Raw genomic sequence first — 15,543 nt, 5'->3', positions numbered from 1 at the left:
AACACCTCGGCGAAAATGCCGGCCAGAATCTCCTCAGTCGGCGTGCCCGGAGCACGATACCGATCGACATCGCTATACTCCGGCGCAGGCAAGGCGCGCTTGTCGAGCTTGCCATTGACTGTCAACGGCAACGCATCGATCAATACCACCGCCGAAGGCACCATATAGCTTGGTAGCCGCTCAGCCAGGGCGGCACGAATAGTGGTGGGATCCACTGCCCCCTCAACCGACTCGGTGAGATAGCCGACGAGGCGCTTGTCGCCCGGGCGGTCCTCGCGGACGATAACCGCTGTCTGGTCCACTCCTTCCAGCGCGCTGAGTGCGGCTTGTATTTCGCCGATCTCGATGCGATGCCCACGAATCTTGACCTGCTCGTCAACGCGACCCACGTAACGCAGTTGTCCGTCTGCGCCCCACCACACCAGGTCCCCGGTGCGATACATCCGTTGGCTCGGCCCGCCGAACGGGCACGCGACAAACCGCGACGCAGTCAGCCCAGCCCTGCGCACGTACCCGACCGCCAACTGCGGCCCGGCCACATAAAGCTCCCCGACCACCCCGTGCGGTACCGGGCGTAACCAACTGTCCAACACAAGAAACGCCGCGCCCGGCACCGGCGTGCCGATCGGCACCACCCGCGAGCCCGCCTGCAGCGGTGCGCTCAACGCCACCCACATCGTGGCCTCGGTCGGGCCGTACTCATTGATCATCACCCGGCCAGGCGCCCAGCGATCCACCACCTCTGGCGGACAAGCCTCACCACCGACCAGCAATGTAACCCCATCCAGCCCCTCCGGCGACAACATCCCCACCGCCGACGGGGTCTGGCACAACACGCTGACCTGCTCGTCAATCAAGAAGGCGCGCAAGGCCTCCGGCGAAGTGGCGACCGACTCGGGCACCACCGCCAGCCGCCCCCCATGCAGCAAGGCGCCGTAGATCTCCCACCCGGAGATGTCGAAGCTGTACGAGTGCCACTGCGACCACACCTGCCCCGCGCTGGCCCACTCGTCACGCAGAGAGCCGATCAGCTGCATGACGTTGGCGTGGGTGATCGCCACTCCCTTGGGCACGCCGGTCGTGCCAGATGTGTAAATCGTGTAGGCCACATCATCAGCGGTCGGCTCCGGTAAGGGTGTGACCGGATAGCCGTCGATCGACGGATCGGCGACGTCGATGACCACCAAAGCACTACCGGCCAGCCGCTCGGCCAGCCCTGCGGTGGTCAATGCCGCCATGGGTGCGGCGTCGGAAATCATGAATTCGATGCGCGCCCACGGGTGTGCCGGATCGATCGGCAGGTACGCCGCTCCGCTCTTGAGCACCCCCAACATGGCCACGATCGCCTCGGCGCAACGCGAAAACATCAGCGCCACACATTTGCCCGGGCCTGCCCCCAAGTCGGCCAACAGGTTGGCCACTCGGTTCGATGCCACATCCAGTTCGGCATAGGTGTACGAACGGCCGGCATATGTCAGCGCAACCGCATTCGGACGGGCAGCCACCTGCGCGGCGAACACCGACGGGATCGACACCAGACCTGCCGTCGGCGCGGTCAACACAGCCCGATTACTCCACCCGTCAACTCGGGCCTGTTCGCGCTCATCGAGCAGGTCAAGTGACGGCAACCGCCGCTCTGGATCAGTAGTCATCACCAGCAGAAGGCGACTCAGCCGCTCCGCCAAGTCGGAGACATCAAGCTCCACGAGCGGATGACCGGCGCCCAGAGAGCTCAGGTGGAGCTGATCGCCGTCTTTGAAGAAGACCAGCGCGGCCTGGTCGCCGAACCCGGCGTTGGTCAGTGTGCCTGTCGCCAGTGCGCCATCGAAATGGCCCATATGCGCAGCGGGGATGATATTAACAACGACCCGACTCGACGCACGACCAGCGTCGCTGAGACGCGTTGGACTTTCGATTGTCTGCACCGGAAACCGCTGGTGTTGCAACGCTTCTTGGATTCGGGCGTCGACGTGTCGACAAAAGCCCGCAACCGAAGAGTCCGCCGGAGTTTTCAAGACAAGTGGCACAATGCCAGAAACCATCCCCGCGACAGCCTGTGATTCCGGACGCACACGCCTGCTGACAGGAAAATCAAGCACGACCTCCGAACGCTCGGCGTCGTACCCGCTCACCAAGAGCGCGCAGGCGGCAGTGATCACCGTCGACCGACGGACGCCCAGGCGGCGCGACAAATCGTCGAGACGTTCAACAATCTGCGGCGCCAATGGGATCGGTGGGGAGAACTCGTCTGTATCACTGGGAGCCGCTGGGGCCTGCCCCAAGGGAAGATTCAACGGCCTTTCGGCAGGAAGATTGGTGGCCCAATAGGCACGATCATCGAGATAGTCGGTGGAGGTTTCGTATTCCAGCTCGCATTTGACCAGGTCTTCCAGGGAGCCGAAGAAAGCCGGAGGTATCTCTTCGCCGACGGCAAAGGCGGAGTAAACGGCTGCGATTCGATGCAGGACCAGAGTAAGGCCAATTCCGTCTATCGCGATGTGGTGGCAGCATGCGAATAGGTAGTTTTCGTCTATTCGGGTCTGCAGCAGTGCGAACTTGAACAGTGGCCCGGAAAGGGGCATCGGCATGCGACGGATACTTGATGCCAGGCGATGCGTTTCCTCGACGGGATCTTCCGAGCGCATCAAGTCATAGCGACGTAGCTCAACCAACGGGTGATCAACCGGCTTCTGGAAAACTTGACCAGCCATTTCGAAGAATTCGGCTCTAAGTGGCTCCGCCTCACCCACCACATGACAAATCGCCGATTCGAGGAGATCGGGATCTATGGAACCCTCGATCCGCAGGAGCCCGCCGAGATGTAGCGTCGCGTCGGCGCGGCCCGTTTCTTCCGCGAGCCACATCTCGAACTGTCTCGGCGTAACCGGATAGACCCGGTCATCGAGTTCCATTGTTTCCCCTCACTCGGCCAAGCAAGTCAGGCGCTTTGCTCGTGAGAATCCGGCTCCCCGCCGAACCTCTCGCGCGGACTTTTTGATTTGTGTGCGCAGTTCTGTCGGACGCAGTCCAAGCCGCAAGGCGCTCGACTTTGCCGTGAACCGCTCATCAGCCGGTTGCGACGTGGGTGACGATAGTGCACAGGCAGTGTCGCCCAAAGTTGGCCGAGACGAGAAGCAGCCGTTGGCGCAGTCGAACGGATCGATGCTCACGGCTCTCCAGAATCTACTCGGGTGAAGGGGACTGGTCCAAACCATACTGAAGCCGAGGTGGGTCTGCTCAGCGTTTCAGCAAAGTCTTTAGGTGTAGTCTTGTTCACAGTCTAGCATCCGGCCACCGGCTGGCAATGGGCGGTCGCCTGCGACGATGGGTCAGCTCGAGGGCTTTTTGCTGGACTTCGAGTCAACGTTTCTGAGAGCTCAGTGAACTCGGCGGCGAGTGCTTTGAACGAAGGTCACCTCACTGTCGGAATCGCTCCAACGACGCCCCGAAACCTGCTCTGGACTGCTGGGGGGACTTCTGCACGAGCCATGAGGAATCAAACGAAGATGCCTTTTGATTCCGCTTGCGAATAAATGCCCAGGAGCATTCACAGTGCGTCTTCAAATACTGCAGTTAGCCGTTACTGGTTCTCGGGCCCCCACCCTGACAATAGGGATATGCGCGTACAAGAGCATGGCCGCCGACACTCCGCAGTCAAATGCTCTTTGAAAAGCGAGAACTAGCTGGCCTCAGCGGCAGCGGCCGATTTGCTGAACTTTCGAAGAGGAGCCGCATCGCGTCTCTTCCCGCATGAGTACGTCTGTCGACTCATCGAACGCCTTCCCAGGCTCAATCGAGACTGCCGAACTTCTGGCCATGGCTATGAAAAATCCCCACTTGGGGCCAATACGGACGCGAGGCGAGATCAGCGCCGGTTCGGGCGCCAAAAGGTCGACAACCTGTCGTGCGCCCTGTAGGGCTCAACCCCTACTCGGCGCCAAGCGCCTGGTCAATCAGCGGTCCTGCTGTTTGATCGCAAATCGAACTGACGGGCCAGCGCCAGCTGAGCCCGTACCGCAGTGGGACGGCTTTGCGTGTGGGTTGTTGACATGGGTATCGACCCCGGTGACGTGTTGGCCCGGCCGACTATCGCGCGGACCGCCGGCAGATCGAGTTTCCGAGGCAGCGCACCCCCGCGGCGTTGCGATCCGGAAGGAGAGGCAGCCGTGGAAGCCCTAATCGTGTTTCTCATCATCGGTGGTCTTCTCAGCTTCTCGTTGGCCGTGGGGAGCCTGATGTGAACGAAAAAGTGAAGCACCGCACGCGACCTTCGGAACCGCTCGGTCAGCCGGGCGCCTATTCGCATCACCCGCAGACGCGCCCGAACGCAACGCCGAGGGCAAGGAGACTGGTCCGCTTCGGATCAACCGGCGCTCAGGGAGATCCCCGCGCAGGCGTACGTCCAATGGTGCGAGGGCGATGGTGCCTTCTGTACCTGGGAACGCCTCGCCGACCTGATCCAGGTGGGCAAGAAGTGAGCCACACCTGGTCGATTACCTGGCGCAGGCCAAGCACCTCGTCGTGTAGGGCAGAAAGTCGGACCAGGCGACGGACTACGCCCTCAATGCCCTCGTCGAGCGCCTCGATACGTTGATTGAGCGACTCACTCCGGGGATCTGAGATCCCCATCAAGATGTGCGTTGTATGTGATATGCCCATCATGCGGGGGGAGCCACGAATCGTCATCGACAGCTTGATGATTCATCAGCTTGCGCCCCTGAGCGCGGGAGAACGTGCAACACGGAAGCCTGCATGTGGCGCTGGACTGTTTATGGCGGGTTGTGCGTCACGCTATGCCATACAAAGGTCAGAGCGCCAGCGCGCATATCAGCGTGACTAAATGACGCGTCGGCGTGCTGAATTCTTCACAGAAAAGCATGCGTAAAGTGCAGCAACGCACAGGGTCTGCAGTTTTGACCATATCGATCCGACCAAGAAGGTCGATCCCAGGATCTGATCATGGCCGTCCGGGCGACGCAACGCTGACTCGCCAAGTGTCAGCCATTGTGCAAGTCGTGACACGACGGAAGACATGGACGCAACTGCCACTGACGCATGGGCATCATGCCTTTCGCCACGGCACGACGGCGATGTATAGCCATCATCGCTTCCGCTGCGGCCTATGCACGCTGCACGTCCGCAACTATTGGCGAGCGGAGCAGGGAAGTTCAATCGATCCGAGATCGTCTAACCGGTAGGACATCGCGCTCTGGACGTGAGAATTGAGATTCGGATTCTTGTCTCGTAACATCATCTGCACCTTGGAGAGCAGCCTTTTTGGGACGCACCCTGCGACCGTTCAGCACCGCGCCGATGAACGTGTAGCGCACGAAAGCCTCATAGGTCAACAGCAGCACCGCCACCGTGGCTATCACGGTGATCCCATACTTCACGCTCCAGTGCCAGTCGAGCGGATGCATCAGCGCCACGAAGAAGGCGATGGGCACCAGATGCATCAGGTACATCCAGTACGACGAGTCCGCGATGTAGCGGCGCACGGGACTGGCGGTCGAGAGGAAGCGCAACGCCATTCCGATGAGCGCGAAGCTCAGGCACCAAGCGGCCGTGATGTATGTCACCGCATAGATGCGCAGCTCCCAGCCCTGTAGGTAGGCCGACCAGTGCGGGGTCGGGCCGGCGATCACGAAGGCTGCGACAGCGAGGGCGATCCCCACAATCGCATACGGCACCCACCGCTCGCGAAGCCGCAGGAGCAGGTCGGTTTGGCGGTTCAGCAGCCAGCCGGTGGCGAAGAAGAGCCCGAAGGCTAGAAACGCCGGGACGCTGACGACAAGGGACCCTGGGCTGGGCAAACCCGTCCAGCCTGGCCATTCGGGCCAGAGGAAGACATACCAAGCGGCGACTGGGAGGGCGAGCACAATGGCGGCGAGGCCGGTGCCCATGAGGAAGTGGAGCACCCGGTCGATACCGCGCAGGGCTTTGCCGTCGCGGTCTAACGCGCGCGCCGCAGCCCGTGCGGTGAGTGCCACGGCATAGAACATCAGCAGGTAATACAAGAACCAGAGGTGGCCCAAGACTTGCAGCACCGGAGCGCCGTAATGGGGACTGGGCGAATGTGGAGCGGCCAGGGCCGACTGCGCCAAATCCCTCAGCTCCGTGAAGCTCATGCCCGTCGCTAGAGCACCTAGCGCCCAGCCCACCGAGGCGAGCGGAACGATCAACGGGATGCCGACGACCAGCGGCAGCGCGATACGCTTCGCCCGGTCTTTGATAAACCCTTTCGTCCCACGCCGTTCTGTAGCGAGCCGCCCGAAATAGCCGGCGATTAGGAAGAACACAGCCATGCGAAAGATGTGGATGGCCCAAGAGATCGCCGCAGCCGTATTGCTCGGCGTCTCGCTGAAGGTGAGTTCCGTGGGTGCTTCGACCCACGGCCCGATCCCATGTAGCAGGACGCCTGCTAGTAGTGCGGATGCTCGAACCGCATCCAGCGCATGAAGACGTTCAACAGTTGGCTGCAACTGAGTTTTCCCCCTTTGCCCCCCAGATAGCGATGAGAACATTACCCATTGGCGGATGTCAGTTCAAGAGTCTGCGCTGCTGGTAGGGGTGGTTTTCGATGCGCAACCGATGCACGAGAATGGCCCCGCCTTTCGACGGGGTCCCTCGAATGATCGGCTACAGCCCGGCGATCACCTCGTCCGCCAGTGAACTGGAAGCGGTCGCCCCCGGGCCGCGTGGATCTCGTCGTCAGTGACGAACGCACTCTGCCAGCGGATCGCCATTCCGCGCGCCAACCGGCTTGAACAATCCGTCACCTCTACCGAGCAACTGTTCGGCGCCTACCTCGTCGAGGACCAATCGCGACTCTATGAGCGACGAAGTTGCGACGCCAGCCGTGACGGCACGTTGGCCTTACCAACCCCGCCACCACATTCACCGATGGCCGCTTGAACAAACCCGACCACGTCACGCGCCACCGCTAAAAACACATCATGCCCGCGACGCCGCAATTCACATCCGACCGCAACACATGGCTCAACGTCGCACGACTTCCATAGCTTGCAGCACGAAACCTCATGGATTTAGCCACGCATGCCCCTTTTCAGCTTCGTGCGGCAGAGAATGCATCTGGAATCGGCTTTTTGGAAAGTCTCGCGCGTCTTGAATTTGGTGTAATCGACACGCTTTGATAGCCGTTGATCATGGCAGGAGGCAAGTTCGATGGAGGGGAACGACATCGAGCCGCTGCCTTCGCTTATATCGCCGAGCATTAGTTCGCGCAGTCCACGGAAAAGGGATGTTCGCTCTTCCCTTTTAGTCGCCGCCGGGTTTCGCGGTCAGCCATCACCTGGTTGGGCCGCAACCGGCGGCGCGTTGCACCTCAGTAACAAGAGTGGAAGGCTCCGCAAACGACGATGAAAGGCCGGTACTCGCGATGAAGTTTGTGGTGGCGTGCTACGGGACGCGCGGTGATGTCGAGCCGTGTGCCGCGGTTGCCCGCGAACTGCTGCGCCGCGGTCACGACGTTCATATGGCCGTCGCACCCAACCTGGTCGGCTTCGTCGAGTCAATAGGACTCAGGGCGACCGCCTTCGGTCCGGACTCGAACAAGATGCTCGACGCGCACTGGAAGTTCTACAGGACGTTCTTTCGGAAGCCCTGGCGGATTGGCGAAGTGAGCAGGTTGTCGCGCGAAGCATGGGAACCCAAAGCCGAGGCCTGGCAAGAACTGAGCAAAACGCTGAAGTCACTCGCGAAGGGCGCCGACCTGCTCTTCACCGGCCTCGTATTCGAGGAGGTCGCGGCTAACGTGGCCGAGTACTACGACATGCCGTTGGCAACGCTGCATTACTTCCCGATACGACCCAACGGCAAACTTCTTTCGTTCCTGCCAGCGCCACTACGTCGCTCCATCATGCTGGCGCACGAATGGCTGATTTGGCGCGGGATGAGAGAGGTGGTGAACGCGCAGCGCCGCGAATTGGGACTGCCCGAGGCAACGCTGCCCTCCACGCGGCAGATCACCGAACGTGGATCGCTGGAACTCCAGGCCTATGAAGAGGCTTGCTTTCCTGGATTGGCCGAAGAGTGGGCGAATGTCGAGGGCCAACGGCCCTTCGTCGGAGCATTGACCACGAACCAGCCGGCGGACAGCGATCGGGAGGTTGCCTCTTGGATCGGTGCGAGCACGCCGCCGATTTTCTTCGGGTTTGGCAGCGTGCCGGTGGAATTTGCTGCCGACACGCTCGCCATGATCACCGACGCGTGCGCGAAACTGGGCGAGCGGGCGCTGATTTGCGCCGATGGATTGGATCCGTCCCAAGTCGCGCATCCGGACGATGTCAAGGTCGTCAGCGCGACGAATTACGCGGCCGCCTTCCCCGCGTGCCGCGCGGTCGTCCACCACGGTGGCGCGGGAACGACGGCAGCGGCTCTGCGTGCCGGAATCCCGCAGTTGATCCTCTCGACAGACCTGGACCAGACTCTCTGGGGGGTACGGGTCAAGCGACTGAAAGTCGGACTAAAGCGCCGCTTTTCGACGACCACCTCGGATTCACTCCTGGCGGATCTGCGCTCCATCCTCGCTCCAACCTACAATTTGCGCGCCCGCGAGATCGCCACCCAGATGACCAGCCCCGCCGAAAGCGTCTCGGCCGCTGCCGATCTCGTCGAGAACTTCGCACGCGTGCGCTCTACATGCTGATTGAAGTGGACCGCCGCAAGAGCGACGCAGAGTCCGCCACCCGCTCACCTGGGCTCCTCGGTATTCTCACCCCATGAATTGGTTCGGATTCGCCGAAGCCCTCGTCTGCCGTTGCTGTGTCGTCCTCCGTCATGAGGCTTACCAGGCGTTCGAAGGCTGATGATGCGGGCGCGAACCCCTGTTGCAAGGACTTCGATCGGCAGCCCTGACGCGACAGGGTCCGTGCTGCCGGACAATCGGCTCGCACTCATGGACCACGGCTTGTTCACGCAGCATCGCGCGGTCGGGCGCAACCTGGTCATTCAATGTGTGTGGGTCTACGAGCACGCCATCGACGTCGAGCGCGTGAAGAGTTTTCACCGAAATCTGGGGTACGGCCTGGCGGGACGGCGCATCGAGAGTTCGCCGCTGCCGTTCGGCTGGCATCGGTGGGTCTTGGACCGTGGGCCGTCGGGCATTGATGTCGAAGATCGCCCCCGTCCACACGCTGAACTCGGCGACTGGATCGATGAACGTTCACAAATGCCTATCGATGCAGAAAACGGACCGGGTTGGCATATCGGAGTCGTTCCTCTGGAGGACGGCTGCACCGCGGTCAGCCTGGTCGTCTCCCATTACCTGGTGGACGGCCTCGGGCTTGTCGTGGTCCTGATTGATGCGCTCTTGGGCAACACGCACGATCTTCCCTACCCGCCGCCGGACTCACGTCCTCGGCTGCGCGCGGTGGCACAGGACAGCCGGCTGACAGTGCGCGACGGACCCGAGGTTGTCCGGGCGGTTCGTTTAGCGGCAAGACTCGCCCGTCAGCGCCGACGCGAACTCGCGCAATCACCAGAACCAGCGCCGGCGCCACCACCAGCGCGTCTTCGTACGCCCGCCGACGACGACGTTATCGTCGTGCCAGGCATCACGATTCGCCTTGATGTTGCAGCCTGGGACGCCCGTGCGGAGGCATTGGGCGGAACGAGTAACACCCTGACTGCCGCGTTCGCCGCGAAACTCGGAGAACACCTGGGACGCCAACGTGCCGGTGACGGAGCCGTCACGCTGCAGCTGCCCGTGAGCGAACGTGTCGAAGGTGATACACGGGCGAATGCGATGTTGATCGCACGCGTCAGCATCGACCCGACCGGGGTGACCGCGGATCTGCGTGATATTCGCGCAGCGATCAGACAGGCGCTGAAAGACGTGCGGGAGACGCGCGACGAGTCTTTGCAACTCGCGTGGCTTCTCTCGTTCACACCGAAGCGGGCGTTGAGACGCATGGCCGATGCGACGCCCGCTGATCCGGAGCACCCGGTGTTCTGTTCCAATCTCGGCGACGTCGGCTCTGTGGTGAACCGCCTCGACGGTACTGACGCCGAGTACGCCACTGCACGAGTGACTGCACAGAACGAATCGCGACAACGGCTCGAGCGAACCGGCGGCCAACTGATTCTGCAGTCTCTACGCATCCCCGGCAGCTTCATCATCAGTGTTGACGCATACCAACCGGGTTTTGAGAATACAAAGCCCGCTCTACGCGAGTTGGCTGCGCGAACGCTTGCAGAATTCGGCTTGTATGGCAGGATCGAGTAACCAAACTTCCGTGCCGCACCGACGCGGGACACGAAAGGCAAACAGAGCACCGCGACCTCAGCCTAGTTTCGTTGGCGGCGAATAATTTAGGCTGGTATTCGGCTCAGAGCGCCAAACGCCCCGATATCCACCCCTTCCAGCCAAGTCTGCTCATCCTCTTCGATTCCGGCGGAACTGCCCCGCGGACTTCACTCCTGGCACTGCGGTCATGACCGACGGTTACTTCGGTTCGACATTGCCGCGAGTCCCCGAAATTCAGCGCGAGCCTATCGCGCTTCCAACTCCTGCACGTTTCGCGAGGGATTTGCGAGTTTGCGACGCCAGGCTCAGTGCCCGAACCATAAACACCATCCCTTTCCGTACGGCTGCAGCCGAAGTTCGGCAACCACGCGGTCGGCGGATATAGATTGAGTCCGGAAGTCACATGACAGCGCTTGACTCGTCGGGCTCACGGCCGACGACTTTGAGATTGCTGTAGCGTGGTCCGCTATGACGGCGAGCGACGTGACAGCGCAACGTCAATCGACGGTTGGGCACGCGAAAGGAGCGACTGTATGCCCGCCGAACCGACCACGCTAAGGGATAAAAGCGGCTTCCTCCAGACTCCGCTGTCGCGTGGCCGGTATGCTGCCGCAGTCATCGCCCTCAGCGGCATGAGCCTAGTGGCGGCGATGGACGGAACTATCGCGGTCTTCGCTCTTCCCAAGATCCAGAACGAGTTCGGTCTCTCCGACGCCGCACGGGGTTGGGTGGTCACCGCCTACATACTCACCTTCGGCGGCCTGATGCTTCTGGGTGGCCGCCTTGGAGACGCGATCGGGCGCAAGCGCACTTTTCTGATCGCTGGTGCAGTGTTCACGTTTGCCTCAGGACTGTGCGGGGTGGCCTGGGATGCGGCCAGCCTCCTTTCGGGTCGGGTGGTGCAGGGCATAGCTGCCGGTATCCTCACACCCACTTGTATGGCGCTGGTAGCGACTACATTCCCGAAGGGGCCCGGGCGCAATGTTGCGACGGCGATATTCGGCGCAATGGGAGGAATCAGCTCCGTGTTGGCCTTGACGGTGGGCGGGGCACTCACCGACGTGTCATGGCGACTCGTCTTCATCGTCAACGTGCCGATCGGACTCGTGGTGATCTGGCTCGCGCGCGCCGCGCTGCGGGAGACTCGGACGGAGCGGATGAAGCTTGATGTCGCTGGAGCTGTGCTGGCCACATTGATTTGTGCCGCCGTGGTCCTCGGCGTGTCCGTAGCGCCTCAAGAGGGCTGGATGTCGGCCATGGCGACCGGTTCAGGCGTAGTGGCACTAGGCTCCCTGGTGGCATTCGTCGTGGTTGAGCGCCGGGCCGAGAACCCCATCGTGCCTTTCGATTTGTTCGTCGACCGCAATCGGCTGGCGACCTTCGTTACCATCTTCTTCGCTGGTGGGGTGTTATTCACCCTGACCGTGCTAGTTGCCCTATATGTTCAGCAAGTTCTGAAGTACAGCACGCTGCACGCCGGCCTCGGATTCATTCCGTTCGTCGTTGCGGTCGGTATCGGGATGGGCGCGTCGTCGCGGCTGGTGATGCGCTTCCCACCCCGAGCGCTGGTGATCGCCGGTGGTCTGCTTGTGTTGGGCGCAGTGGTGGCCAGCGGCCTCACGCTCAACATGGGCGTCTCTTACTTCCCGAACTTGGTGCTGCCGCTTGTCGTGGGCGGCGTCGGGATCGGCCTGGTCAACCTCCCCCTCATGCTCTCGGCCATCGCCAGTGTCGGAGATGACCGCATCGGACCCACGTCCGCGATCGCACTGATGCTGTCCACCCTAGGGGGACCGGTAGTGCTCGTCGCGATCCAAGCCGTGATCACGTCGCGCACTCTTTCCTTGGGCGGAATCAACGGCCCGGTGAAGTTCATGGACGCCGCTCAGTTGCACGCGCTGGACCAAGGGATCACCTATGGCTTACTGTGGTTGGCTGGAGTGACCGTAATCGTCGGCGTCATTGCACTCTTTATCGGCTACACCGCGCAGCAAGTAGCGCACGCACACGAAGTCAAGAAAGCCATCGATGCCGGCGATATGTAGGCCTGCACTAAGTGATCTGTCGCTGGAGCGCTCCGCATCCTCCTCATTGGACGTCGTGTGTTCGGACTAGGATGAGTTCTCATCGTTAAGCGACCCACAGGTTCGGGTTCAGGGTCATATGGGGGACGCCTGTGTCGTTGGCGTACAAGCAGTGCTCATGGGTATCAGGGGACAGCACCGAATCGTTGATCTTGCCTCGTTGCGGAGCGATTCGAATCACATTCGGAAGCGATGGCTGGGTCACGCGATTGATCGAGCAGCGGGTATTGTCAAGTCGCGAATGCGCTGTGGCCGCAATAGTTTATTTGTTCCGAAGGCGGTTCCCGCAATCTCCTCACGCACCTGGGTTGCTTATGGTCGAACGTTTCCTCACCGACCAGAAGCGTCAGGGTCAGCAGATCCCGGCTACGGACCCACTCACCTTTACGCCATCCGCGGCGATAGAGTGCATGAACTCTCACCACCGATGGTGAGGGCTCCCCGCTTGCTGATACGGACGGACTTGCTGCCGCTCGTGAAGAATCCGCATCCGCTCTTCGCTGTCCCATGCGGCCCCTATCGGCTTTGCTGACGACTAGTCGGTACGTAAATATACAGACTTCCGCAGGTCGGCTAGGTTGGTGATTGTTTGCTGGGGCCTCGCGCATTTCGGTCGTCAGGATGCGATTATCATTTCTGACTACCTAACTCCTGCAGTACGCCGGAAGCATCGCGGTAGAGAGCGCGTCGACACGTTGGATGATGTCGAGCGAGGCGTGCTTGCTCTAAAGCGGTTTCAAGTCGTGCGGCACATGAAAGTACAGTAGGCATTCGTTTGCCCTGAAATGGCGATACCCAGGCCGGAAACGCTCTGACCTCGGCTTATGGTTTTTGGTGTTGGGTCACCACTAACGCTCCGGGCCTATATGACGATCCCGCTGTTCTGCTACTACATGTGGGGGTGTGTGTCAGGGTTTCTGCAGTAGCCACATGCGGTAAGCGAAGTCGCCGCCGTCCAACTCGCGGTAAAATTGAGAGCGGGCCATGTCCTGATCGCCCTTGAGTCCGAACAGTATTTGCAGTGCCCCACTGTTTCCGACGTCACGGTATTTGTCGGCCTGTGCCAGCATGCCCGCCTGCACTTCAGCACTGATGTCAATGTGGTTTTCGATGCGCAGTGAGGCTTGTTCGAGGTAGTGGTTCCAGTCTTGGTGGCGTTCCCTCGGCCACGCATCGGTATACAGGAACACGCCGCCCGGAGACAGGACGCGGGCCACCTCGTCGAAGAATCGTTCGGGGTGCAGATAGCAGTGCGACGATTCCACATTGATGACCGCATCGAACGAGCCGTCGGGGAACGGGAGGGCTTCGGCGTCCCCTTCGGTGAACGTCAATCCTGGGATCATCCGATGGCGACGTCGGCAGAACTCGATGCCCTTTCTGTTGCGGTCCAGTCCTGTGTAAGAAGCTGGTTGGTGGGTTCTGGTGAGGTAGGAGGCGCCGCCACCATGCCCACACCCCACCTCCAGGACGCGCTTCCCGGTGAGGTCGGTTTGACCGGCGACCGTGTGGTAGAGCTGGATGGGGTAGCGGTTCACCTCATCCGCCTCAGAGAGTGGGATGGCGAGGGGTGGGGTGGTTTCGTAGCCGTAATTCATGAACACCACGTCGTGGCGTTCCAGCTTCCGCGTGAAATACGGGTACGACAGTTTCGTGGCCCGCTTCATCAGGTTCCACATCGTGGGCCGGTAAGCGATACGCGTATCTACCACAAGCAAAAACCTCCCTGGCCCTTGTTTGGCTTCCCTTTACACCGAACCCTAACAGCCGGCCGTAACGCTCACGCCAACAAGTCACCGACCGGGCCGATAAGACAGTCGTCGGTCAGCCTGTAGGGGTTCTAGGAACCAACCATCAGCCGGTCCTAGACGGTATGGAAGGCGACTTGAGGCCGAAGGCCTCGGCCTGCAATCGGACGTGGGGTGCCGTATCGAGTGAACACTCGCACTGGCAGATCAGGAGGCCTCCGGTAAGTTTCTACGGTACGAGTGTCGGGTTGGATGTGCATGCGCTTCAGTGGTTGCCCATGCCGTGGAGGAAGAGACGGGTCGAGTCGAGCGGGCACGGTTGTGCCCAGTTCACGGTGAGATCCTGGGCTGGTTGCGCCGCCTGCGCGCTCCGGTTCCTGTGGCCTATGAGGCTGAACCTATACGCTTAGGTCTAGCGCGGGCGTTGGCTGCTGCCCAGATCGACAGCGTGGTCGCTGCACCGTCGAAGTTGATCCGTCTAGGCGGGGACGAGTCAAGACCGATACCCGTGATGCCGCGCATCTGACCCGGCTGCTGCGTTTTGGTGGGATCACCGCGGTGACCGTTCCCAAGGCCGACGTTGAGGCGGTGTGCGATCTGGTCCGCGCCCGCGAGGATGCCCGCGCTGATCTGATGCGGGTACAGCACCGTTGTCAAAACTGCTGCTGCGTCACGGCCGGGTGTATTCAGATGGGCAGGCCCGGAATGGCGTTCACGAAACCTGGCTGCATCGGTCACGTTTCGACGATGCTCATACCACGGCAGCCTTTGACCACCACTTCGAAACCGTGTTAACCGCGACCGCGGCTCGCGACCGTCTCGACGAACAGATCATCACGATCGCTGCCTCACCGCGGTGGGCTGACCTGGTCGACCGGCTGGGCGTCTGCGCGGCATCTCGGCGTATACCGGCTTGGCACTAACCGTTGAGATCGGGACTGGACCCGGTTCACCGGATCCTCGATCGGCGCCTACGTTGGCCTGGTTCCTACCCAGTACTCCTCGGGCACCTCACGAGATCAGGGCTCGTCACCAAAGCCGCCAATGCTCACGTGCGGCGACTGCTGATCGAGGCGGCCTGGCACCACCGGTCCGCCTATCGCAATCCCGGTCCGACGGTGCGAGCTCGCTGGGCAAAGGTCGACCCCGCGCTCAAAGCACGCGGGCACGCCGGCAATCGTCGTCTACACCAGCAGTGGCGCCGTTTCAACGAACGCAAGAAGCATCATGTGGTGGCCAATGTCGCGGTCGCCCGCGAGCTGGCCGGCTGGTGCTGGTCACTGGTCGCTCTGAACTAACTGGCCAGCACACAGGCTTGATCGGAGTCGGCCGGCCGGCGTGGAGGTAGGCGGAACTGGATCTGCGTTACAGCTATGAGTCACAACGGCATTCATAAGTGCTGATGTGACGCCCGTCCCTAGAGAGCAGCCACCGTTCGCGCCGA

Annotated in this window: 6 protein-coding genes and 2 pseudogenes; 4 read left to right on the top strand and 4 right to left on the bottom strand. The window is 61.4% G+C overall.

Translation table 11 applies throughout. The annotated features are described in order from the left end of the window. The 3 genes and pseudogenes from AU198_RS25775 to AU198_RS26810 form a co-directional block, all read right to left on the bottom strand. Window positions 1–2,912 (bottom strand): non-ribosomal peptide synthetase (locus AU198_RS25775; RefSeq protein ID WP_156431557.1); only part of this gene is annotated, 2,912 nt, incomplete at its 3' end. A gap of 2,256 nt (window positions 2,913–5,168) precedes the next feature. Next, window positions 5,169–6,482, bottom strand: a complete 1,314-nt coding sequence (locus AU198_RS11350) for an acyltransferase family protein (protein ID WP_197416083.1) — start codon at window positions 6,480–6,482, stop codon at window positions 5,169–5,171. Window positions 6,483–6,695: 213 nt separating this feature from the next. Then, window positions 6,696–6,913: pseudogene (locus tag AU198_RS26810) on the bottom strand (hypothetical protein); the annotation flags it as partial. A gap of 486 nt (window positions 6,914–7,399) precedes the next feature. Here AU198_RS26810 and AU198_RS11345 point away from each other — a divergent pair. The 3 genes from AU198_RS11345 to AU198_RS11335 all read left to right on the top strand — a co-directional run bounded on the left by AU198_RS11345 (window position 7,400) and on the right by AU198_RS11335 (window position 12,312). Beyond that, window positions 7,400–8,668, top strand: a complete 1,269-nt coding sequence (locus AU198_RS11345; RefSeq protein WP_064348160.1) for a glycosyltransferase — start codon at window positions 7,400–7,402, stop codon at window positions 8,666–8,668. 159 nt (window positions 8,669–8,827) lie between these two features. After that, window positions 8,828–10,246 (top strand): condensation domain-containing protein, encoded by a 1,419-nt coding sequence (locus AU198_RS11340; RefSeq protein WP_064348159.1) that lies wholly within the window; start codon window positions 8,828–8,830, stop codon window positions 10,244–10,246. A 554-nt stretch (window positions 10,247–10,800) separates the two neighbouring features. Then, window positions 10,801–12,312, top strand: coding sequence for an MFS transporter (locus AU198_RS11335; RefSeq protein ID WP_082690968.1), 1,512 nt, complete (start codon window positions 10,801–10,803; stop codon window positions 12,310–12,312). 947 nt (window positions 12,313–13,259) lie between these two features. Here the strand turns inward: AU198_RS11335 and AU198_RS11330 are convergent. Continuing rightward, window positions 13,260–14,030: a phthiotriol/phenolphthiotriol dimycocerosates methyltransferase gene (locus tag AU198_RS11330; RefSeq protein ID WP_064348158.1), complete on the bottom strand. Its 771-nt coding sequence runs from the start codon at window positions 14,028–14,030 to the stop codon at window positions 13,260–13,262. Between the two features lie 275 nt (window positions 14,031–14,305). Between AU198_RS11330 and AU198_RS11325 the strand changes: the two are divergent. Beyond that, window positions 14,306–15,397, top strand: a pseudogene (locus AU198_RS11325) (IS110 family RNA-guided transposase). Window positions 15,398–15,543 lie beyond the last annotated feature (146 nt).

This window comes from Mycobacterium sp. GA-1199, from assembly GCF_001500045.1.
In the GTDB taxonomy this organism is placed as follows: domain Bacteria; phylum Actinomycetota; class Actinomycetes; order Mycobacteriales; family Mycobacteriaceae; genus Mycobacterium.
Note: the sequence above shows the minus strand (reverse complement) of the source record. Positions and strands in the feature narration are given on the sequence as shown.

Coding starts and splice junctions, on each gene's coding strand:
- AU198_RS11345 (WP_064348160.1), top strand. CDS start 7,400: ATGAAGTTTGTGGTGGCGTGCTACGGGACGCGCGGTGATGTCGAGCCG.
- AU198_RS11340 (WP_064348159.1), top strand. CDS start 8,828: ATGATGCGGGCGCGAACCCCTGTTGCAAGGACTTCGATCGGCAGCCCT.
- AU198_RS11335 (WP_082690968.1), top strand. CDS start 10,801: ATGCCCGCCGAACCGACCACGCTAAGGGATAAAAGCGGCTTCCTCCAG.
- AU198_RS11330 (WP_064348158.1), bottom strand. CDS start 14,030: ATGTGGAACCTGATGAAGCGGGCCACGAAACTGTCGTACCCGTATTTC.